Annotated in this window: 19 protein-coding genes; 9 read left to right on the top strand and 10 right to left on the bottom strand. The window is 63.7% G+C overall.

Features of this window, described 5'->3' with window-relative positions; translation table 11 throughout:
* Positions 1 to 66: 66 nt before the first annotated feature.
* The gene (locus HMPREF3173_RS16735) at positions 67 to 948 is read right to left on the bottom strand and encodes a LysR family transcriptional regulator (RefSeq protein ID WP_043211342.1); all 882 of its coding nucleotides are present in this window, start codon (positions 946 to 948) and stop codon (positions 67 to 69) included.
* A 78-nt stretch (positions 949 to 1,026) separates the two neighbouring features.
* Entirely contained in the window at positions 1,027 to 2,856 is a 1,830-nt protein-coding gene (gene ggt / locus HMPREF3173_RS16730; protein ID WP_083300084.1) for a gamma-glutamyltransferase, read from the bottom strand.
* A gap of 175 nt (positions 2,857 to 3,031) precedes the next feature.
* On the opposite strand from ggt, the gene HMPREF3173_RS16725 reads away from it, so the two are divergent.
* Positions 3,032 to 3,679: an ankyrin repeat domain-containing protein gene (locus tag HMPREF3173_RS16725; RefSeq protein WP_070574675.1), complete on the top strand. Its 648-nt coding sequence runs from the start codon at positions 3,032 to 3,034 to the stop codon at positions 3,677 to 3,679.
* 21 nt (positions 3,680 to 3,700) lie between these two features.
* Here HMPREF3173_RS16725 and pobA read toward each other — a convergent pair whose 3' ends face one another.
* On the bottom strand, positions 3,701 to 4,888 hold the full coding sequence (gene pobA / locus HMPREF3173_RS16720; protein ID WP_070574672.1) for a 4-hydroxybenzoate 3-monooxygenase: 1,188 nt from the start codon (positions 4,886 to 4,888) through the stop codon (positions 3,701 to 3,703).
* A 168-nt stretch (positions 4,889 to 5,056) separates the two neighbouring features.
* Here pobA and HMPREF3173_RS16715 point away from each other — a divergent pair, with 168 nt between their 5' ends.
* Genes HMPREF3173_RS16715 through HMPREF3173_RS16705 form a run of 3 tightly spaced genes read left to right on the top strand, consistent with a single transcriptional unit; the run spans position 5,057 to position 7,333 of the window.
* Entirely contained in the window at positions 5,057 to 5,953 is an 897-nt protein-coding gene (locus HMPREF3173_RS16715) for a helix-turn-helix domain-containing protein (protein WP_070574671.1), read from the top strand.
* A gap of 55 nt (positions 5,954 to 6,008) precedes the next feature.
* Complete coding sequence (locus HMPREF3173_RS16710; RefSeq protein ID WP_043211252.1) at positions 6,009 to 6,413, top strand: MerR family transcriptional regulator; 405 nt, start codon at positions 6,009 to 6,011, stop codon at positions 6,411 to 6,413.
* 20 nt (positions 6,414 to 6,433) lie between these two features.
* Positions 6,434 to 7,333, top strand: a complete 900-nt coding sequence (locus tag HMPREF3173_RS16705; RefSeq protein ID WP_070574669.1) for a hydroxymethylglutaryl-CoA lyase — start codon at positions 6,434 to 6,436, stop codon at positions 7,331 to 7,333.
* A gap of 538 nt (positions 7,334 to 7,871) precedes the next feature.
* Here HMPREF3173_RS16705 and HMPREF3173_RS16700 read toward each other — a convergent pair.
* The gene (locus HMPREF3173_RS16700) at positions 7,872 to 8,402 is read right to left on the bottom strand and encodes an MgtC/SapB family protein (protein WP_070574667.1); all 531 of its coding nucleotides are present in this window, start codon (positions 8,400 to 8,402) and stop codon (positions 7,872 to 7,874) included.
* Between the two features lie 157 nt (positions 8,403 to 8,559).
* Between HMPREF3173_RS16700 and HMPREF3173_RS16695 the strand changes: the two genes are divergently transcribed.
* The 3 genes from HMPREF3173_RS16695 to mapR all read left to right on the top strand — a co-directional run bounded on the left by HMPREF3173_RS16695 (position 8,560) and on the right by mapR (position 11,774).
* Entirely contained in the window at positions 8,560 to 8,799 is a 240-nt protein-coding gene (locus HMPREF3173_RS16695) for a DUF3203 family protein (RefSeq protein ID WP_043211257.1), read from the top strand.
* 119 nt (positions 8,800 to 8,918) lie between these two features.
* Positions 8,919 to 10,325, top strand: a complete 1,407-nt coding sequence (gene ccoG / locus HMPREF3173_RS16690; protein WP_070574664.1) for a cytochrome c oxidase accessory protein CcoG — start codon at positions 8,919 to 8,921, stop codon at positions 10,323 to 10,325.
* Between the two features lie 39 nt (positions 10,326 to 10,364).
* Positions 10,365 to 11,774 (top strand): GntR family transcriptional regulator MpaR, encoded by a 1,410-nt coding sequence (gene mapR / locus HMPREF3173_RS16685; protein ID WP_070574662.1) that lies wholly within the window; start codon positions 10,365 to 10,367, stop codon positions 11,772 to 11,774.
* 54 nt (positions 11,775 to 11,828) lie between these two features.
* Here the strand turns inward: mapR and HMPREF3173_RS16680 are convergent, their stop codons facing one another.
* The 6 genes from HMPREF3173_RS16680 to HMPREF3173_RS16655 all read right to left on the bottom strand — a co-directional run bounded on the left by HMPREF3173_RS16680 (position 11,829) and on the right by HMPREF3173_RS16655 (position 18,123).
* Positions 11,829 to 12,575 (bottom strand): SDR family oxidoreductase, encoded by a 747-nt coding sequence (locus HMPREF3173_RS16680; RefSeq protein WP_043211264.1) that lies wholly within the window; start codon positions 12,573 to 12,575, stop codon positions 11,829 to 11,831.
* A gap of 179 nt (positions 12,576 to 12,754) precedes the next feature.
* Positions 12,755 to 14,290 (bottom strand): DHA2 family efflux MFS transporter permease subunit, encoded by a 1,536-nt coding sequence (locus tag HMPREF3173_RS16675; protein WP_070574661.1) that lies wholly within the window; start codon positions 14,288 to 14,290, stop codon positions 12,755 to 12,757.
* A complete protein-coding gene (locus HMPREF3173_RS16670) occupies positions 14,287 to 15,480 on the bottom strand; it encodes an HlyD/EmrA/EmrK family protein (RefSeq protein WP_070574659.1) in 1,194 nt (397 codons plus the stop codon). Before HMPREF3173_RS16670 ends, HMPREF3173_RS16675 begins: the two co-directional genes overlap by 4 nt.
* A 28-nt stretch (positions 15,481 to 15,508) precedes the next feature.
* Positions 15,509 to 15,982, bottom strand: a complete 474-nt coding sequence (locus tag HMPREF3173_RS16665; RefSeq protein ID WP_043211269.1) for a MarR family winged helix-turn-helix transcriptional regulator — start codon at positions 15,980 to 15,982, stop codon at positions 15,509 to 15,511.
* A 98-nt stretch (positions 15,983 to 16,080) separates the two neighbouring features.
* The gene (locus tag HMPREF3173_RS16660; protein WP_070574657.1) at positions 16,081 to 16,713 is read right to left on the bottom strand and encodes a response regulator transcription factor; all 633 of its coding nucleotides are present in this window, start codon (positions 16,711 to 16,713) and stop codon (positions 16,081 to 16,083) included.
* A gap of 12 nt (positions 16,714 to 16,725) precedes the next feature.
* Positions 16,726 to 18,123 (bottom strand): sensor histidine kinase, encoded by a 1,398-nt coding sequence (locus HMPREF3173_RS16655; protein ID WP_070574655.1) that lies wholly within the window; start codon positions 18,121 to 18,123, stop codon positions 16,726 to 16,728.
* A gap of 190 nt (positions 18,124 to 18,313) precedes the next feature.
* On the opposite strand from HMPREF3173_RS16655, the gene HMPREF3173_RS16650 reads away from it, so the two are divergent.
* Complete coding sequence (locus tag HMPREF3173_RS16650) at positions 18,314 to 19,936, top strand: acyl-CoA synthetase (protein WP_070574652.1); 1,623 nt, start codon at positions 18,314 to 18,316, stop codon at positions 19,934 to 19,936.
* A 20-nt stretch (positions 19,937 to 19,956) separates the two neighbouring features.
* Complete coding sequence (locus tag HMPREF3173_RS16645) at positions 19,957 to 21,726, top strand: acyl-CoA dehydrogenase C-terminal domain-containing protein (protein WP_070574649.1); 1,770 nt, start codon at positions 19,957 to 19,959, stop codon at positions 21,724 to 21,726.
* The last annotated feature ends 80 nt before the right edge of the window (positions 21,727 to 21,806 follow it).

Raw genomic sequence — 21,806 nt, 5'->3', positions numbered from 1 at the left:
GTCGCCAAATCAAACGGATAAGCCCACAAACCTCAAAACCAACAACCAACAACCAACAACGCCAAATCAAATCTCGTGCGCCGCAAGCAACTCCATGAGCACCTCGGCCAACGCCCGAACCATTCCATCCGCCGTCGGCCGATGCACCACCACGATCTCGTAGCTATCGACCTCCGGCAGCCCCTGCTCCACGCCCAACACCCGGTGCTCCGCCGTCGCCGCCCGCGGCGGCAACAGACTGATCCCCATGCCATCGGCCACCGCCGCCTGTATCCCGCTCAAGCTGGAGCTGGTAAAGCTGATACGCCAACGCCGCCCCATCCCCTCGATCGCGGTAATCATGTCATCGCGATACAACCCCCGCGGCGGAAAAGTCACCAGAGGGATCGGGTCGAGTTCGAAGGCCGGTGTCCGGGCACTGTCGATCCACTGCAATCGCTCAGGCCAGCACGCCACCCCTTCCCTCGCATTACGCCGCTGCTTGAGCAACACCAGGTCCAATTCACCGTTGTCGTAGGCTTGGCTCAGGTCCCGGCACAACCCGCTGGTAACCTCCAACTTGACCTGCGGATGGCGTCGACTGAATGCCGACAAGGCATTGGTGGTGCGCCCACCGACGAAATCCTCAGGTACTCCCAAGCGCACCGTCACGCCAACCATCGCCCCCGCCAGGGCTTCGAGCATCTGGTCGTTCAGCGCCAGCATGTGCCGGGCATAACCCAGCAGTGTCTGCCCTGCGTCCGTGGGCAGCACGTCGCGGTTGCCTCGCACCAGCAGGCGGTGCCCCACCATGTCCTCCAGCCGGCGTACTTTCTGGCTGATGGTCGACTGGGTGGAGTGCAAGCGCGTCGCCGCCGTGGTGAAACTACCGCAGTCGGCCACCACGACAATGGCGCGCAGCAGGTCGAGGTCGAACAGGGCCCTATTCGGTTTAACGCTGATAGACATCGGTGTATTCAACTTCTGAATGGCAGACCCGACTTCTAGCACGCCCATTCACCGCCGGCAACCGCACGCGCAAGCGCCTCAGTCGCCCAGCGCCGTCCCTTCACGTCGGGGATCGGCACCCGCCGACCAGCCGTCAGCGGTGCGCTGGATGATCTGCGTCCCACTGGTCATCGTCATCGGTGTCACCTCATGGCCGCGGGCTTGAAGCGCCTGTATCAGGGCTGGGCTTGCCAACCCCGCTTCCACCTCGGTGCCGAGGTTGCGACTGCCGAAGTTGGGCAGGTTGATGGCCGCCTGGGGGTCGAGCTTCCAGTCCAGCAGGCCGATCAATGCCTTGTTCACGTAACCGATGATCTGCGAGCCACCGGGTGAGCCCAGACTGGCCAGCAGTTCGCCGGACTCACGTGTGAATACCAGTGTCGGCGACATCGAGGACAGCGGTCGCTTGCCGGGAGCGACCGCATTGGCGACGGGCTTGCCGTCTGCGCTGGGTACGAACGAGAAGTCGGTCAGGTGATTGTTCAGCAGGAATCCTTTGACGAACAGGTGCGAGCCAAACGCGGCCTCCACGGACGTGGTCATGGCAACCGCACCGCCCAGATCGTCGACGGCCGAAACATGAGAGGTGGCGATGCGCAAGGGCGAACGATCAGGCGACAGGGCCAGGTTGCTACCCGGCGGTGTACCGGCCTCGGCGTGCTTCATGCTGCTCGGGCCAATCAGCCGGGCACGACTCGCCAGGTACGCCTTGTTGGTCAGCCCTTGGAGATTCACCGCCACATAGTCGCTGTCAGCCAGATACTGAGCGCGGTCGGCGTAAGCCAGGCGCTCGGCCTCGGCGATCAGGTGAACCGCCATGGGCGCAGGTTCCAGACCTGCCACCGACAGTGCCTGCGTTGGAGCCATGCTGGCCAGGTCCAGCGACGGCGTGGCCGACTGCAGGGCTTCGAGGATGCCCAGGGTCTGCAATACCGCGACGCCACCGGAGGATGGCGGTGGCATGCCGCAAATGCGCCAGATCTTGTAAGGCCCACAGACGGGCGTGCGCTCCTTGGCTTGGTAGCGGCGCAGGTCTTCGAGCGACAGCAGGCCGGGGTTGGCATGGCCGCGCACGGCCTCGACCATCGCCTGGGCAATATCGCCGGTGTAGAACGCATCAGGCCCCTGCGTGGCGATCAGTTCCAGGGTCTGTGCAAGCTCGGGGTTCTTCAGAAGCGTGCCGACCGCCAGGGGCTTGCCTTGGGCATCGAGAAAATAGCGGGCCATGCCGGGCGAGCCGGCGACATAGGGGTCCGCTGCCAGCAATGTGTGCAATCGCTTGGACATCGGGAAGCCATCGCGGGCCAAGGCGATGGCCGGGGCAAACAGGTCGCGCCATGGCAGTCGACCATGTTGTTCATGGGCCAAATGCAAGGCGCGCAGCACGCCGGGTACGGCCACTGAGCGGCCGCCGATCTGGGCGTCCCGAAAGGCCATGGGCGTGCCATCAGACTTGAGGAACAGGTTCGGCGTAACGCCCGAGGGTGCGGTTTCACGACCGTCGAAGGCCTGGACCTGGTGCCCGTCCCAATAGAGGATGAAAGCCCCTCCACCGATACCGCTGGACTGCGGTTCGACCAAGGTGAGCACCGCCTGCATGGCGATGGCAGCGTCGATGGCGCTGCCACCTGCGCGCAACACCGAGCGCCCTGCGTCACTGGCCAAGGGGTTGGCGGCGGCAGCCATGTGCCGGCTGGCATGAGTCGGCTGTAACCCGGCGCGGTAGCCGGAGTCGAGCTCGGGTGGCAACGGCAAGACTGAGGGCGTTTCTGCCGTTCGTCCACCCCAGCCACAACTGGTCAAGGTCGCCAGGCAACACAGAGCCGTGACACGCACTACAACGGGTAAAGGCCTTTTCAAGAAGGACATCCTGTAATTCGAGGGCAGGCGCAGGGCGCCAAAACCAGCGATTTTAGCCGAACCTGCGCAAAAGCCCGAAAACAGGGGTATATCCAGAAATGCACTGATGTTCATGCGCAGAATTAACTTCAAGCACTCAAGGGTATTTCCTAGGATGAAGACCGGTCATTCAGGAGCCTCTCCCATGCGCTTGCCGTTCGCCGCCCTCTTCGCCTTGCTCATCAGCGTTGTCGCCCACGCCGAGACCCTTGCCATGGATACCCAACTGCTCAATGCCGCCCAGCGTGGCGATGCTTCTGCCGTACGCCGTCTGCTCGATGAAGGCGCCAACGTCGATGCGCGGGACGCTCGGCGCCGCACCGCGCTGCTGGTGGCCACCCACGCCAATGAGGTCGCGACAGCCAAGGTGCTGATAGAGGCTGGCGCCGACGTCAACGCCAAGGACGACATCCAGGACAGTCCTTATTTATATGCCGGGGCCCGTGGTCTGAACGAGATCCTGCGATTGACCCTGGATCACGGTGCCGACCTCAAGAGCACCAACCGCTACGGTGGCACCGCGCTGATTCCCGCCGCCGAACGCGGCCATGTGCAGACCGTACAGATGCTGATCGACGCAGGTGTCGACGTGAACCATCTCAACCGCCTGCACTGGACCGCCTTGCTGGAGACGGTGATCCTTGGCGATGGCGGCCCGCGTCACGTGGACATCGTCCGCCGGCTGCTGGCGGCCGGGGCGGCCCCTGCGATCACCGACAAGGACGGCGTGACGGCGCTGGAGCATGCGCAGCAGCGAGGATATCGGGAGATCGTGGCGTTACTGGAGAAATGAGGGCGAATGGAGCCGTCCGCCCTACTCCACCGCCTCGAACGGCAACCCCACATAGTTCTCGGCAATGTTCACCAACCCGGCCGGCGAGTTGAGGTAATACTCCCGGTCAGCTTCCTGCATCTTGCGGTCCCAGTCATCCTGATGCTCGCCGAAGTCATGCAGCAACTGGGTCATGAACCAGCTGAAGCGCTCACCCTTCCACACCCGACGCAGGGCCAGGGGCGAGTACTGAGCCAGCAGGTCGGTACGCCCTTCGCGGTAGACCTTGACCAGGATCCGGTAGAGGTAATTGACGTCCGACGCCGCCAGGTTAAGCCCCTTGGCACCCGTGGGCGGGACGATGTGCGCGGCATCGCCGAGCAAAAACAGCCGGCCGAACTGCATGGGCTCGACCACCTGGCTGCGCAGCGGTGCGATGCTTTTCTCCAGCGCCGCCCCGGTGATCAAACGCGCCGCCACGTCCTCTGGCAGCCGCGCCTTGAGCTCTTCCCAAAAGCGCTCGTCGCTCCAATCTTCCACACGCTCGTGCAGCGGCACCTGCAGGTAGTAGCGGCTGCGGGTGTGGGAACGCTGGCTGCACAGCACGAACCCGCGCTCATGGTGGGCGTAGATCAGCTCGTGGTTGACCGGCGGCGTATCGGCCAAAAGGCCCAGCCAGCCGAACGGATAGACGCGCTCGTATTGTTTGAGCACCCCCGCAGGGATGCTCTGGCGCGACACACCGTGGAAACCATCGCATCCGGCAATGTAATCGCAATCCAGGCGCAGGCGTTGGCCGTCCTGTTCGAAAGTGACAAAGGGCTGTGAAGAGTCCAGCCCGTGTAACTGCACCTGGCTGGCCGAGTAGATGATCGGCGCACCGCTGGCCTGGCGGGCCTGCATGAGGTCACGGGTGACCTCGGTCTGGCCGTACACCATGACCGTCTTGCCGCCGGTGAGGGCCTTCAGGTCAAGGCGTTGGCGACGGCCGCCGACCAGCAGCTCGACGCCCTCGTGCACCAGTCCTTCACGATCCATGCGTTCGGCGACACCCGCCTCGCGCAACAGGTCGACCGTGCCCTGCTCCAGCACACCGGCACGGATGCGCCCGAGCACGTAGTCGGGTGTCTGGCGTTCGAGGATCACGGTGTCGATGCCAGCCTTGTGCAGCAACTGGCCAAGCAGCAGGCCGGACGGACCGGCCCCGATGATTGCAACCTGAGTCTTCATTATTGTTGTCTCGTCGTATCGATGCCGGCACTGGCAACACATGCCCTGGCATCTGCTGATTTGGGTTTGCATCTGCATTTTTACTGGCCACTGCCAGGCAAAAAGTGTGAAATCCCATGCATTAACTGCACTTTTGCAAATTTCGTTCGATTAACGGACAGATATGCCATGACCACTCGACTTCCCGGAGTGCCGCTGTTCCAGCTCTACGGCGAAAACCAGGCCTGGCCCGGTACCGACCTGCTGCATTGCGAGTCGATCCCTGCACGCAGCCGTTTGCACCACTGGGAAATCAAGCCCCATCGCCATGCCGAGCTGTTCCAGCTGCTTTACGTGCAACGGGGCCAGGCGCAGGTACAGATCGAAGGCCAGCACAGCGAAATCCGCGAAGCGGCCATCCAGGTGGTCCCTCCGCTGACCGTGCATGGGTTTCGTTTCAGCGCCGACATCCAGGGCCACGTGCTGACGTTCGGCACCGCCCTGGTGGCCGATCTGGAGCAGCGCCTCGGCGCGCCCCTGGCAGTGCTGACGTCGGTGGGTTGCTACCCGCTGGGCAAGGACCGCATCCGCCTGCACGGTCTGATCGACACGCTGCAGCAGGAATACCAGGGCCACGCGCCAGGGCGGGCCGCCATGCTGCAGGCGCTGCTCACCGCACTGATGGTGTGGATCAGCCGTCGCCAACAACTGGGCCAGGCCCCGCGCAACCGAGATGAACGCGACCGGCAATTGCTCAGCCGATACCTGCGCTTGGTGGAAGCCCATTACCGCGAGCACCTGTCGGTCGAAGACTTCGCGGCGAAGCTGGGTATTTCCAGCCTGCGTCTCAACCAGCTGTGCCGGGACCTGGCCGGGCAGACTGCTCTGCAAGTCGTTCACCAGCGCCTGTTGCTGGAAGCACGACGCAACCTGGTGTACACACGCATGAGCATCGGCCAGCTGTCAGACCGCCTGGGCTTCACCGACCCGACCTACTTCGCCCGGTTCTTCAAGCGCCTGTCCGGCCAGACGCCAAATGGCTTCCGGCGATCGGCCCAATCCCAGGGGCCAGCAGCGCCTGCTTGACGTTTACGTCAAGCAGCCTTTAGGTTAGCGGCTATCACCTCTTCCGAGCCCAAGCATGAGCAGCCAGACCTACAGCATCTCCGACCTGTCCCGCGAGCTGGACATCACCACCCGCGCGATTCGCTTCTATGAGGAGCAAGGCCTGCTCAGCCCCGAACGTCGAGGCCTGGAGCGCATCTATTCGGCGCGCGACAAGGTCACCTTGAAGCTGATCCTGCGCGGCAAGCGCATCGGTTTCTCCCTGGCCGAATGCCGGGAACTGATCGAGCTGTATGACCCCACCAGCGGCAATCTCAAGCAGCTCAACAGCATGCTGGCCAAGATCGCCGAGCGCCGCGCTCAGTTGGAACAGCAGATGCTGGATATCCAACAAATGCACCTGGAGCTGGACACCGCCCAGGAACGCTGCGAGCAGGCCCTGGCCGCCACCCTCAACCAGCACAATCACAATAACCGTTGACCTGACACAGGAACCCCGCCATGTCATTGCCCGAGAAAGTCCGCCTGGTCGAAGTCGGCCCGCGCGACGGCCTGCAGAACGAAGCCCAGCCCATCAGCGTCGCGGACAAAGTGCGCCTGGTGGACGAGCTCACCGAGGCCGGGTTGTCCTATATCGAGGTGGGCAGCTTCGTCTCGCCCAAATGGGTACCGCAGATGGCCGGCTCAGCCGAGGTGTTCGCCGCCATCAAGCAACGCCCGGGCGTGACCTACGCCGCCCTGGCGCCCAACTTGCGTGGTTTCGAAGACGCCCTGGCAGCTGGCGTGAAAGAAGTGGCGGTATTCGCCGCCGCATCCGAGTCCTTCTCACAGCGCAACATCAATTGCTCGATCAGCGAGAGCCTCAAGCGCTTCGAGCCGATCATGGAGGCGGCACGCAGCCATGGCGTGCGCGTGCGCGGTTATGTGTCGTGCGTGCTGGGCTGCCCTTACGAAGGCAAGGTTAGCGCCGAGCAGGTCGCGCCGGTGGCGCGGGCACTGCATGAGATGGGCTGCTACGAAGTGTCTTTGGGCGACACCATCGGCACCGGTACCGCTGGCGAAACACGCCGGTTGTTCGAGGTGGTCTCGGCCCAGGTGCCACGTGGGCAATTGGCCGGGCATTTCCATGACACCTACGGCCAGGCCCTGGCCAATGTCTATGCCAGTCTGCTCGAAGGCATCCAGGTCTTCGACAGTTCCGTGGCGGGCCTGGGCGGCTGTCCGTACGCCAAGGGCGCGACCGGCAACGTCGCCACCGAGGATGTGGTGTACCTCATGCAAGGCCTGGGAATCGACACTGGCATCGACCTGGAGCGCCTGATCGCGGCCGGCCAGCGCATCAGTTCGGTGCTGGGCCGCGTCACGGGGTCACGGGTTGCACGGGCGCGTAGCGCTCAATGAGTCATACGGGTGTCACATGTGTGTGGGTGAGTGTTACCTCACCCCCGTTTGCCAGCAAAAAATCGGGTAACAGGGAAACAAATCGACAGATTTTCAGGTGGCCCGGCTTCTGCGAATTCAGACAACGCATTGATTTTAAAGGATTTTAAAAAGTTGGCATGGCATCTGCTTTATCTCTGGCATAACAAGAACAACAACGTGACACCCAATAAAAACAATAGATAACGGCTCTGACATAACAAGAACAACACGGCAGAGGCGTAGCAAGCAGATTTTTTTGGAGTAGGCACGCTTTTCAGAGGGTTCGCCCTCGCGGTCTGACACAGAACAATAAAACTACCTGCAAGGTAGCGGCAGTCAGCATCGGATCAGCAATGATGAAAGCAGGTCAGCGCTCAAAAAAATACGTTTGCTCTTGTGCCCCGAGTGGGGGCCACCCGCACTACTGAGGCAATGGCTGACAAAAACAACAACAGGCCAGTCTCCAATAATAAAAAAAGAGCAGGCAACAACGCTTTGAGGGGAGCTTCGGCTCCCCTCAGTGCTTCCTGTCACGCTCCTCCTCCTGCTTCCCTTCATCCTCGCCTTCAAGCTTTTCCACCAACAACGGCATGCTGCCCAGCACTAGCAGCGCCAGCACCGTGCTGATCACGGCAGTGGCCTCACGCCCCACACCGGCAGCCGTGCCGATGGCGGCGGTCATCCACAATCCGGCGGCGGTGGTCAGGCCTTTCACATGGCTGGTCTCCTGGCCGTTCCCTTTGAGAATCGTCCCGGCGCCCAGAAAACCGATCCCCGCGACGATCCCCTGGATCACCCGACTGAGCGCCTGCTCGTCAGCGCCGGCCATGCTCGGCGCCAGGACGAACAGCGCCGCCCCCAGGCACACCAACATGTGCGTGCGCACGCCCGCGGACTTGCCCTTGTGCTCGCGCTCGAATCCCAGCACCGCGCCCAGCACGGCGGCCATCAACAAGCGCACCAGGATCTGGGTGACCTCGCGCAGGTCGGCGATGTCGGCGAACTCGGCTTGTATGGCCAGCCATACCGTGTGCCACCAAGGGTGCATGTCAGACCTCCAGGTCGTGGGAGCGACGCTCGAACCTCTCAAGGGATGGACCGTTGGGCTTGCCGGGAGTGCAACCGAATCCGCTGAGCGCAGCGATGCAGCAACCACCTGTTTGGCGCGGTCACAACTGCAGACCGCCAACCAAGAGGACATCGCCATGCCCGTAGAAATCGACGAAAGCACCCGCCGCTGTACGTTGATCGGCGAAGACCTACGCCTCGAGGCCGAAGGGCCGGACATCGAGATCGTCACGGATGAGCAGTTGCGCATGTCAGTGGCCCTGCTCGCCAACCAGCGCGTCCCCATCACCGAAGCCGAGGCCGACGCGCTCACCGTGGCCGGTGCGGTGGATAGCCGCAGGCATCTGAAGGCAAGCACGCCAGGCTCCGTGATCTGAGGCCTGCGCGGTACCAGCGGTTCATCTGATACGGTTTTTATCGCGCCACCTGAGTCTGTGCTGGAAACAGATCGCGCCCCATAGTGACCGGGCCTGATCGAGACTCAAGAGCACAAGCCATGAGCGATAGAATCCCGTACCGCGTGATCGACGTTGACGCGCCCGCCAGCCCGCGCAAGCGCCTGGGCGACAGCGGCATCCATACACGCAGTTTCACCGGCCTGTACCGCAACCTGCGCATTGGCTTTGCCGGTGCGCTGTTCGTGCTGTTCTTCGGCACCGCCTGGCTGGACTGGAACGGCCGCCAGGCTGTGCTCTGGGACCTTGCCGAAAGCAAATTCCATATCTTCGGCGCCACCTTCTGGCCTCAGGACTTCATCCTGCTCTCGGCGCTTTTGATCATCTGCGCCTTCGGGCTGTTTGCCATCACGGTGTTCGCGGGCCGTGTCTGGTGCGGCTACAGTTGCCCGCAGAGTGTATGGACCTGGCTGTTCATGTGGTGCGAGAAGGTCAGCGAAGGTGACCGCAACCAGCGTATCAAGCTCGCTGCAGCCCCCTGGAGCCTTGAGAAGCTTGCGCGCCGCACCCTAAAGCACAGCCTGTGGTTGGCCATCGGCGTGCTCACAGGGTTGACCTTCGTGGGGTACTTCACGCCCATCCGCCCCTTGGCCGAGGCGCTGTTCACCTTGCAGTTGGGCGGCGTGGCGCTGTTCTGGGTGGTGTTCTTCACCGCCGCCACCTACCTCAACGCCGGCTGGCTGCGCGAAGCGGTGTGCATGCACATGTGCCCCTACGCACGTTTTCAGAGCGTGATGTTCGACAAGGACACCCTGGCGGTGGCTTACGACCCTCGCCGCGGCGAGGCCCGTGGCCCGCGCAAGAAAGGCAGCGACCCGCGCGCGCAGAACCTGGGCGATTGCATCGACTGTACCCTGTGCGTGCAGGTGTGCCCCACCGGCATCGATATCCGCGACGGCCTGCAGATGGCCTGCATTGGCTGCGCCGCCTGCATCGACGCCTGCGACAACGTGATGGACAAGATGGGCTATGCCCGTGGCCTGATCGGCTACAAGTCAGAACACACCTTGCAAGGCGGCAAGACGCACTGGCTGCGCCCACGCCTGCTAGGCTACGCCAGTGCCCTGGTGCTGATGATCGGTGCCTTGGTGGTGGCCCTGAACCTGCGCCCGATGGTGTCGCTGGATGTGATCAAGGACCGCGGCCTGTTCCGCGAGAACGCTCAAGGCCAGATCGAGAACATCTACCTGCTCAAGGTCATCAACAAGACCCAGTCTCCCCAGCGCTACGAACTGCGTCTGGTGGACGCCGAGGGCTTCGCGCTGAACGGCAAGACGGCCTTCGTCATTCCCGCCGGAGAAATGAGCGAGCTGCCGGTATCGGTCGCATTGCTGGCCGACCGCCCCACCAGCAGTGCCCAGCAGATCACCTTCGAAGTCCGCGACAGCGATGAGCCGACGATCTACAGCCGCGCCGACAGCCGCTTCGTCGCGCCACTGAACCGTTGATCCCTTACACTGACTTGTCACCTTGACTGCCGAGCCACGATGAAACGCTACGAACGATTCGCTGACGACATTGCCGAACTGATCCGCTCCGGCGTCCTGGGACCCGGCCAACGTGTACCTTCGGTGCGCTACGCCAGCCAGACCCACGGTGTCAGCCCGTCCACAGTGTTTCAGGCCTACTACTTGCTCGAGCGCCGTGGCCTGATTCGCGCCCGGCCGCGCTCAGGCTACTTCGTCAATGCCCACGCACCCCGGCCGTTCAGCGAACCCCAGGCCTTGGCACCGGTCAGCGAATCCACCCAGGTGGACGTCAGCGCCTTGGTGTTCTCCATCCTCGACTCGATCAAGGATCCCCATACCGTGCCGTTCGGCTCGGCCTTCCCCAGCCCGGAACTCTTCCCCCTCCAGCGTCTGTCGCGCTCGCTGGCGAGCGCCAGCCGAGCCATGGACCCGCGCATGGTGGTCACCGACCTGTCACCGGGCAATCCGCAACTGCGCAGGCAGATCGCCCTGCGCTACATGGTCGGTGGGCTGATGCTGCCCATGGAGGAATTGCTGATCACCAACGGCGCCCTGGAGGCGCTCAATCTGTGCCTGCAGGCGGTCACCGAGCCCGGCGATCTGGTCGCGATCGAAGCGCCGGCCTTCTATGCCTGCCTGCAGGTGCTCGAGCGCCTGAAGCTCAAGGCCGTGGAAATCCCGGTGCATCCACGTGAAGGCATGGACCTGGCCGTGCTGGCGCAAACGCTGGAGAAACACCCGGTCAAGGCCGTCTGGTGCATGACCAACTTCCAGAATCCGGTGGGCGCAAGCATGCCCGAAGCGAAGAAGCAGGAACTGGTGGAGCTGCTGCGCCGTCATAAGGTGCCGCTGATCGAGGACGATGTCTACGCCGAGCTCTACTATGCTCAGCAAGCGCCCAAGCCGGCCAAGGCCTTCGACACCGAGGGCCTGGTGATGCACTGCGGTTCCTTCGCCAAGAGCCTGGCACCGGGCTATCGCATTGGCTGGGTGGCTGCCGGGCGCTTTGCCCAGAAGATCGAGCGGCTCAAGCTGATGACCTCGCTGTGCGCCTCGATGCCCGCCCAGGCCGCCATCGCCGACTACCTGCAACACGGCGGCTACGACCGCCACCTGCGCAAGCTGCGCTACGCCCTGGAAGGCCAGCAGTTGAGCATGCTGGCCGCCATCGCCCGGCATTTCCCGGCGCAGACCCGGGTCAGCCACCCCAGCGGTGGTTACTTCCTGTGGCTTGAACTGCCGGAGCAGATGGATGCGCTCAAGTTGTTCCACATGGCCCTGGCCCAGGGCATCAGCATCGCCCCGGGGCCAATCTTCTCGCCCACGCGGCGCTTTGGTAACTGCATCCGCCTGAACTACGGCAGCCCATGGAATGATGGTGCCGAGCAGGCCATGGAGACGTTGGGGCGGATCGTGAGGTCGTTCTGATCGCGCAGCAGGGTCTGCTTCGCAGCCCACCGCGGTGCGCGCTCCCCCAGCTACTTAGCGCCCACCACCCAGGTCAATGAAACTACCTGTCGAATAGGACGCTTTGTCCGACAGCAGCCACAGGATCGCCTCGGCCACTTCCTCCGGCCGTCCACCACGCCCCATGGGCAAACCCGGTTCGAGCTTGGATACCCGGTCCGGGTCGCCACTCAACGCATGGAAACCTGTGTGGATGTAGCCAGGACGTACGCCATTGACCCGTACGCCCTCGCCTGCCACTTCCTTGGCCAGGCCGACAGTGAAGGTGTCCAGCGCGCCCTTGGAGGCGGCGTAGTCGACGTATTCGTGGGGAGCGCCAAGGCGCGCCGCCACAGACGATACATTGACGATCGCCCCGCCCTGCCCGCCATGACGGCGGGCCATGCGTAGCAATGCGTGCTTGGCGCACAGCATCGGGCCGACCACGTTGGTCTTCATCACCTTGAGCAGGCGGAATTCGGACATCTCCTCCACCCGACTCTGCTGGCCGATGGTGCCGGCGTTGTTGACCAGCGCGGTAACCGGGCCAAGCTCCTGGTCGACGCGATGGAACAGCTGCGCCACTTCATCTTCGACACTGGCATCGGCTCGCACGGCGATGGCCGTGGCCCCGAGCGCACGCACCTGGGCCAGCACCTGTTCGGCGGCCTGGTCGTCGGCATGGTAGTTGATGCAGATGCGATAACCCTGCTGCGCCGCCAGCAAGGCGGTGGCGGCGCCGATGCCACGGCTGGCACCGGTGATGACGATGACGTTCTCCATGAATCTGCCAATTGCCTGGAAATGAACGTTCGACAATAGAAGAAATGCAGAGGGTTGTGAATGCCCGCCTGAACGTTAGCGGTCACACGCGTGCAGGGCTCCTTCGCGGGCGAGTCCGCTGTCACAGGGAGCAACCCGGGCCAGGCGCGAGTGGGCTCATCCGCGAAAAAGCCGTTACATCAGTGTCCGGCCGACGCTGGCCCCGCCTTGGCGGTGAACGGCGGCCGTGCGAGCCATACCAGCAGGATCAGCCCTGCGAACACCCAGGTCATCAAGGTGAAGTAATCCACCGTCGACATCATGTAGGCCTGGCCGTTGAGGATCCGCTCCAGCTGCGCATAGCTCTGCGGGTTGGCCCCGCCCAACTGCTCCAACATGTGCTGGGTGGAAGGATCGTACTGACTGATGTGCTCGCTCAGGTACGCGTGGTGCTGGTCGGCGCGGCGAATCCAGATCCAGGTGGTCAGCGAGGCGGCGAAGCTGCCTCCGAGGGTGCGCAGGAAGGTCGCCAGCCCCGAGCCATCGGCGATCTGGTGAGGCGGCAGATCCGACAGCAGGATGCTCAAGGTCGGCATGAAGAACAGCGCCACGCCGATGCCCATGAACAGTTGCACCAGTGCCACGTGCTGGAAGTCCACCTCGCTGGTGAAGCCGGCGCGCATATAGCAGCTGGCGCCGATCGCCAGGAACGCCAACCCCGCCAGCAAACGCAGATCGACCCGGTGCGCATACTTGCCCACGAATGGCGACAGGACCACAGGCAGCAGGCCGATCGGTGCCACTGCCAAGCCCGCCCAGGTGGCGGTGTAACCCATCTGGGTCTGCAACCATTGCGGCAGGATCAGGTTGATGCCGAAGAAGCCCGCATAGCCAAGCACCATCACCAACGTGCCGACACGGAAATTGCGGTGCACGAACAAACGCAGGTTGACCACCGGATGACGATCGGTGAGTTCCCAGATGATGAAGACCGCCAGGAACACCACCGAAATCAAGCTGCCGATGACGATGAACGAGGATTCGAACCAATCCAGGTCGTTGCCTTTGTCCAGCACCACCTGCAACGCGCCCACGCCGATGATCAGCGTCAGTAGGCCGATATAGTCCATCGGCTGACGGCTGGTGACCACTGGTCGCGCGCGCATCTGCTGGCGCACCACGGCCGCGGCGAACAGGCCGATGGGGACGTTGATGAAGAAGATCCAGGGCCAGCTGTAGCTGTCGGTGATCCAGCCACCGAGAATCGGCCCGGCAATCGGCGCCACCACCGTGACCATGGCCAGCAAGGCCAGCGCCATGCCCCTTTTGGCGGGCGGGTACACGGCGATCAGCAGCGTCTGGGTCATCGGGTACAGCGGCCCGGCGACCACACCCTGCAGCACGCGAAAGGCCACCAGTTCCGGCATCGACTGGGCGATGCCGCACAGGAACGAGGCCAGCACGAACAGCAATGTGGCCCACAGGAATAGCTTCACCTCGCCGAAGCGCCGGCTCAGCCAGCCCGTCAGCGGCAAGGCGATGGCATTGCTCACCGCGAACGAGGTGATCACCCAGGTGCCCTGCTCGTAGCTCACCCCCAGGTTGCCGGAGATGGTCGGCAGGGCCACGTTGGCGATGGTGGTGTCGAGCACCTGCATGAAAGTCGCCAGCGACAGGCCGATGGTCGTCAGCAGCAGGCTCGGCGGAGTGAACTGCGCGGGCGCGTCGTTGCTCATCGCTGGGCCGTCTTGCCGGTGGCGCTGTTCTCGTGGATCAGCCGGGCGATCAGATTGTCGGCTTCGACCAACTGGCGATCGTACACCTGGGTGGTGTAGCTGGCTTGCTGTGGCGGCTGCTGAGCCAGCGCCGGGCCGCTCTGGTCATGCAGGTCGACCTCGACAACGGTGGACAGGCCAATACGCAGGGGGTGGTCCTTGAGCTGTTCGGGGTTCAGGTGAATACGCACCGGTACCCGTTGCACGATCTTGATCCAGTTGCCGGTGGCGTTCTGCGCCGGCAACAGCGCAAAGGCGCTGCCGGTACCGGCGCCCAGGCTGTCCACGGTACCGCTGTATTTCACGTCGCTGCCATAAAGATCGGCAGAGATTTCCACCGGCTGACCGATGCGCATGTCGCGCAGTTGGGTTTCCTTGAAGTTGGCATCGATCCAGACCTGATCCAGCGGGATCACCGCCATGGTCGCGACACCCGGCTGCAGGCGCTGGCCCAGTTGCACGGTACGCTTGGCCACGTAGCCGGTGACCGGTGCTACCAATGTGGTGCGGGCATTGTCGAGGTAGGCCTGGCGCAGGTCGGCGGCGGCAGCCATTACCTCGGGGTGCGAGGAGACTACGGTGTCGTCGACCAGTGCAGTGCTGGTGTTCAGTTGCTGACGGGCGCTGTTCAGGGCGCTCTGGGCGACGGTCAGGTCGTCGCGAGCGTGGGAGATTTCCTCAGCGGCGATCGCCCCACTGTCGGCCAGCACCTTGCGCCGGTTGTAATTGTCCTGGGCTTTCTGCAACTCGGCCTGACGCGTCTGCAATTGCGCCTTGAGCGCATCGACGTTGCTGTACAGGCCCCGGACCTGACGCACAGTGCGCGCCAGCTTGGCCTCGGCGGCCTGCAAGGCGACCTCGCTGTCGGCCGGGTCGAAGCGCAGCAGGACCTGGCCTTCGTGCACCAAGTCGCCATCATCGGCCCCGATGCTGGTGACGGTACCAGTCACCAGCGGCGTGATTTCCACCACGTTGCCATTGACGTAGGCGTCGTCGGTGCTTTCATGCCAGCGCCCGACCAGGGTGTACCAGCCCCAGGCGGCGGCACCGGCAAGGATCAGCACCAGCAGCAAGCCAAGCAACCAGGCCTTGCGCTTGCCTGTGTTGTCCGGCGCAGGTGCTGGGGTGGAGGTGTCAGCGGAAGTGGCCATGACAATACCTTGGATGAGTCGTGAGGGATCAACGATCGGCGAAACGGCTGATCGTCAGGGGGTCGCCGGCGCTGATCAGCACCTTGGCAAGCAAGCCTTCAAGGGCCTTGAGCTCTTCGGGCTCGAGCACACCGACCAGCTCGTTCATCGCCGCCGCGCCGATCTCCGGCAGCCGGTCGGCCAGGCGCTGACCCTCGGCAGTCAACGCCAGGCGCACCTGGCGGCGGTCTTCGGGGCAGCGGTTGCGCACGATCAGTTCCTTCTGCTCGAGGCGATCGAGCATGCGGGTCATCGAGCCGCTGTCCAGGCCCAGGTAGCGGCACAGCTCGGCCGGCGTGTCCACTTGGTACTGGGTGACGATGATCAGCACCTTGAACTGGGCGGCAGTGACGCCGTCGGCTTCCAGGTGAGAGTCGAGGATGCGGTCCTTCAGGAGCGCGGCGCGGCCAAGCAGCAGGCCGATGGTGCAGGTCTGGAAGTTTTCCGGAGAGAAATGGGACATGACAGGCTGCTCAGGCAATTGTTTAAAAATATTACTGCCTAGGCAGTGAATGTCAAAGCCTTAAATAGCCTGCTATGTAAATTTTCGTACAGAAGCCCTCAGGGCTCCTGTAATCCCAGCGCCGCGACCTGCCCACAAGCGATGGCCATGCCCACCAGCTCAGGAAGGCTCGCAGCCTGCAGGCGCTTCATCACCCGCCCTCGATACAGGTCCACGGTCTTGACGCTGACGCCCAGTTGCTCGGCGATTTCCCGGTTGCTCAGCCCTTGGGCCAAGGGAATGAACACGTCGCGCTCACGGGGCGTGAGCCCGTCGATCCGCGCCTGCACGGCGGCCAGGGCTTCGCTGCCCTGCTGTCGGCGACGGACCTGGTCCAGGGCGGCTTGCACGCTGTCGAGCAGCAATTGGTCGTTGTAGGGTTTTTCGATGAAGTCGCAGGCACCGGCCTTGAAGGCCCGTACCACGATGGGCACATCGGCGTGGCCGCTGACGAAGATCACCGGGATGTCGAGCCCGCGCTCACGTAGCGCCGCCTGTACCGCCAGCCCGCCCAGGCCTGGCATGCGTACATCCAAAAGCACGCAGGCCGGCTCGCGGTCATCGCAGACATCGAGAAACGCCTGCCCCCCTGTGAACGGCAGCGCGCGCAGGCCTACCGACTCCAGCAACCAGACCGTCGAGTCGAGCATGCCCTGGTCGTCATCGACCACATACACCTTCGCTTGCACCACTGGCCCCTCTCCCTATCCGTTGTTCGCCGGCAGACGACAGCAAAGCACCAAGCCACCCGCCTCGCCCGGCCGCGCCTGTAGGCTGCCACCAAAGCCCTCGACAATGCTCCGGCTCATGCTCAGCCCCAATCCCAGGCCATCGGCCTTGGTGGTGGTGAACGGCGTGAAGATCTCATCCAGGCGTTCCACCGCCACGCCCGGGCCCTGATCGCAGACCTCCACCAGCAGCCCGTCGTCCATGGCCTTGGCGATGAGCAGGATACGCGAGGCCTGCGTCCCGTGCTGCTCGCGGTTGGCGTCGATAGCATTGCGCAGCAGGTTGAGCAGCACCTGCTCGAGCAATACCCGGTCGGCGTAAACCTTGGGCAACTGCGGGCCCAGGCGCTGTTCGATGCGCACCTGGGCCTGCCCGGCCTCCCAGGCGCACAAACGCAACGCCTCACCCACCACATCGGCGATATCCAGCGCCTGGAGATGACGCGGCCCCTTGCGCAAGAAGGCCCGCAGGCGACGGATCACCTGCGCGGCATGGTTGGCCTGGGCGTTGATACGTTGCAAGCCCTGAGCGATGCGTTCGCGGGCCTGGGGGTCATGGTCGAGGTTGTGCAGGTAACGCAGGCTGGCGTTGCTGTAATTGAGCACCGCTGCCAGCGGCTGGTTGATCTCATGGGCAATGCCCGAGGCGAGCTCGCCCAAGGTGGCGACGCGGGCGCTGTGGGCCAGGGTCTCCTGGGCTTCGATGCGCAACGTGATGTCGCGCGAGACGGCGACGATTTCCACCACCGTGCCGGTATAGGTCTCGCGGATCGCCCGACAGGCAATCTCGAACCAGCGGTAACGGCCATCGGCATGGCGCACCCGACAGGTCAGGGTGTGGTAGCCCTCCACTTCCAGCGCCGCACCGGCCTGCAGCAGCACCTGACGCCGCTCGCTGGGGTGCAGCAAAGTGTGCACGGCGCTGCCGCGCAGTTGTTCAGGCCACAGGCCGAGCAAGCGGAACGCCGCTGGCGTGGCATCGAGAAAACGCCCGTCCGGGCTGTGCCGGGAAATCAAGTCGGTGGTGTTTTCAGTAATCAGTCGGTACAGACGCCGGGCACGGCTGGCCTCGCGCGCCTCGCGACGTTCATCGCTGGCGTCGCGGCAGCGGGCCACGACCTGCTGGCCGTTGTCATCGGGAATGAACGTCCAAAGCAGGATGCGCTCCCCAACCTCGGCCTCCACTTCGACGATGGCACGGCGTTGACGCAGACATGCCTTTACCAGCGCGGCGGTATTGGTGGGCAATGCCTGCGTGTTCTCGCCGAACAGCGTCTGGAATGCGGAGTTGAACGCCAACGGGCGTGCGTCGGGGGCCAGCAAGAGGCTCGGTTGCGGGTCATTGGCCAGCAAGGGCGATAGGGTCGTATTCACCGTAGAAGGCTCTTTTTATAGTAGTTTTACTATATTGCTATAGTCGATCTTCCAGCTACCATAGCGGTTCGCGTAAAAATGCGACAGGGGCAGAAGCCATCGGCCTGCTCCCTTTCCCTGATCAGAGCTAACAATCAGCCACCGGGGGCCATGCGCACAGGCTGCGTCTGCCTCCTTACAGGACCACCGCATGTCGATCTATTCCCAGGGCCTGATGCCCACTGCTGTCAATCATGTCGCCCTCACCCCCTTGAGCTTCATCGAGCGAACCGCCGCGGTGTATGGCCGCTATCCGGCGGTGATCCACGGCGCCATCCGTCGTGACTGGGCCCAGACCTACGCCCGTTGCCGACGCCTGGCCAGTGCCTTGGCCGGGCGTGGTATTGGCCGGGGCGACACCGTCGCAGTGATGTTGCCGAACATTCCGGCAATGCTCGAAGCGCACTTTGCCGTGCCGATGATCGGCGCGGTGCTCAACACCCTCAACGTGCGTCTGGACGCCGAGGCCATCGCCTTCATGCTGCAGCACGGCGAAGCCAAGGTACTGATCACCGACCGCGAGTTCCACAGCGTGATCGAAGGCGCCCTGGCCCTGCTCGAACACCCTCCCCTGGTGGTCGATGTGGACGATCCAGAGTACGGTGAAGGCCGCGCCGTCAGCGATCTGGATTACGAGGCGCTGCTGGCCGAAGGCGATCCGGCGTTCGCCTGGGAATGGCCCGATGACGAATGGCAGGCGATTTCCCTGAACTACACCTCCGGCACCACCGGCAATCCCAAAGGCGTGGTGTATCACCATCGCGGCGCCTACCTCAACGCCCTGGGCAACCAGATGACCTGGTCCATGGGCCAGCATCCGGTGTACCTGTGGACACTGCCGATGTTCCACTGCAACGGCTGGTGCTACCCCTGGACCGTCACCGCCCTGGCCGGCACCCACGTGTTCCTGCGCCGGGTCGATCCACAGAAGATCCTCAACCTGATCCGCGAGCACCGGGTCAGTCACCTGTGTGGCGCGCCCATCGTGCTGAACGCCCTGGTGAACGTGCCCGATGCCGACAAAGCCGCCATCGGCCACCCGGTGCAGGCAATGGTCGCGGGCGCTGCGCCACCAGCCAAGGTGATCGGTGCGGTCGAGCAGATGGGCATCCGCGTCACCCACACTTATGGCCTGACCGAGGTCTACGGCCCGGTCACCGTCTGCGCCTGGCACGAGGAGTGGGATGAACAGCCGCTGGAGCAGCGGGCTCGGATCAAATCCCTCCAAGGTGTGCGTTATCCGACCCTGGATGGGCTGATGGTGGCCGATCCACAGACCCTGCAACCGGTGCCGCAGGACGGCACGACCCTGGGCGAGATCTTCATGCGCGGCAACACGGTGATGAAGGGCTATCTGAAGAACCCCGAGGCCACCGCCGAGGCCTTCCGTGGCGGCTGGTTCCATACCGGCGACCTGGCCGTCTGGCATGCCGATGGCTATGTCGAGATCAAGGATCGGCTCAAGGACATCATCATCTCCGGCGGCGAGAATATCTCCACCATCGAAGTCGAAGACACCCTCTATAAGCATCCGGCAGTGCTCGAAGCCGCCGTGGTGGCCCGCCCGGATGAAAAGTGGGGCGAAACACCCTGCGCGTTCGTCGCCCTCAAGGCAGGACAAGCCAGCACCCGGGAGGCAGACATCATCCAGTGGTGCCGCGAGCACCTGGCCGGTTTCAAGGTGCCCAAGACCGTGGTGTTCGGCGAGCTGCCCAAGACCTCCACGGGCAAGATCCAGAAATACGTCCTGCGCGACCGGGCCAAGGCCCTCTGACTATCCACGCGAGCCCCGACATGACTGATTACAACGCGCCTCTGCGCGACATGCGTTTCGTCCTGCACGAAGTCTTCGACGCTCCGGCCCTGTGGGCACGCTTGCCCGCTCTGGCCGAGCGGGTCGACGCCGACACCGCCGATGCCATCCTCGAAGAGGCGGCAAAGATCACAGGCCAATTGATCGCCCCGCTCAGCCGTAACGGCGATGAACAAGGCGTACGCTTCGACGACGGCCAGGTGATCACCCCTGACGGCTTCCGCCAGGCCTGGCAGACCTACCGCGAAGGCGGCTGGGTCGGTCTGGGTGGCAACCCTGAACATGGCGGCATGGGCATGCCGAAGATGCTCGCCGTGCTGTTCGAAGAGATGCTCTACGCCGCCGACTGCAGCTTCAGCCTGTACTCGGCGCTGAGCGCCGGCAGTTGCCTGGCGATCGATGCCCATGCCAGTGACGACCTCAAGGCTATCTACCTGCCACCGCTTTACAGCGGCCAGTGGACGGGCAGCATGTGCCTGACCGAGCCACACGCCGGAACTGATCTGGGGCTGATCCGCACCCGCGCCGAACCCCAGGCCGACGGCACCTACCAGGTCAGCGGCAGCAAGATCTTCATCACCGGTGGCGAACAGGACCTGACCGAGAACATCATCCACCTGGTACTGGCCAGGCTGCCGGATGCGCCGGCCGGTCCAAAGGGGATTTCGCTGTTGCTGGTGCCCAAGTTCCTGGTCAACCCGGACGGCTCGCTCGGTGCGCGCAACGCCGTGCAGTGCGGCTCGATCGAACACAAGATGGGCATCAAGGCTTCGGCGACCTGCGTGATGAACTTCGACGGCGCCACCGGCTACCTGGTCGGCGAGCCGAACAAAGGCCTGGCGGCGATGTTCACGATGATGAACTATGAGCGCCTGTCCATCGGTCTCCAAGGTATCGGTTGCGCCGAAGCCTCGTACCAAAGCGCTGCGCGCTATGCCAAGGACCGCCTGCAAAGTCGGGCCGCCACTGGCCCGCAGGCCAAGGACAAGATCGCCGACCCGATCATTCATCACGGCGACGTACGGCGCATGTTGCTGACCATGCGCGCCTTGACCGAAGGTGGACGGGCCTTCGCCACCTACGTAGGCCAGCAACTGGACTTGGCCCGCTATGCCGAGAACGCGGGCGAACGGGAGCAGGCCGTGCGTCTGGTGGCGCTGCTGACGCCGGTGGCCAAGGCGTTCTTCACCGACAACGGCCTGGAGAGCTGCGTGCTGGGCCAGCAGGTATTCGGTGGCCATGGCTATATCCGCGAATGGGGCCAGGAACAGCGCGTGCGAGATGTGCGGATCGCGCAAATTTACGAAGGTACCAATGGCATCCAGGCACTGGATCTGCTCGGGCGCAAGGTGCTGGCTGACGCTGGCCAGGCGCTGGCCGGTTTCCTGGCAGAAGTGCGCACCTTCTGTGCCGACGCACCGGCGCACCGGGAGGCCTTGCAGGACGCCCTGGATCGCCTGGAGTACACCAGCCACTGGCTACGCGAGCAAGCATCCAATGATGCCAATCTGGTCAGTGCCACTGCCGTGGAATACCTGCACCTCTTTGGTCTTACCGCCTACGCCTACATGTGGGCACGTATGGCCGCCGTGTCCCTGCGCAACCTCGAACAAGACCCTACCTTTTATGGGGCCAAGCTGTCCTGTGCGCAGTTCTTCTTCCAACGCCTGCTGCCGCGCAGCCTGGCCCTGGAAGTCAGCATCAAGGCTGGCAGCGGGAGTCTGTACGGCATGACCCCTGAGCAGTTCTGATCCGACAAGGGGCGCCCCGCGCCCCTGCTTATCGGCGCGAGAAGTCGGCTGATGCCGACAAAAAACCCCACAACTGATAG

This window comes from Pseudomonas sp. HMSC08G10 (assembly GCF_001808425.1).
GTDB lineage: Bacteria > Pseudomonadota > Gammaproteobacteria > Pseudomonadales > Pseudomonadaceae > Aquipseudomonas > Aquipseudomonas guariconensis.
Note: the sequence above shows the minus strand (reverse complement) of the source record. Positions and strands in the feature narration are given on the sequence as shown.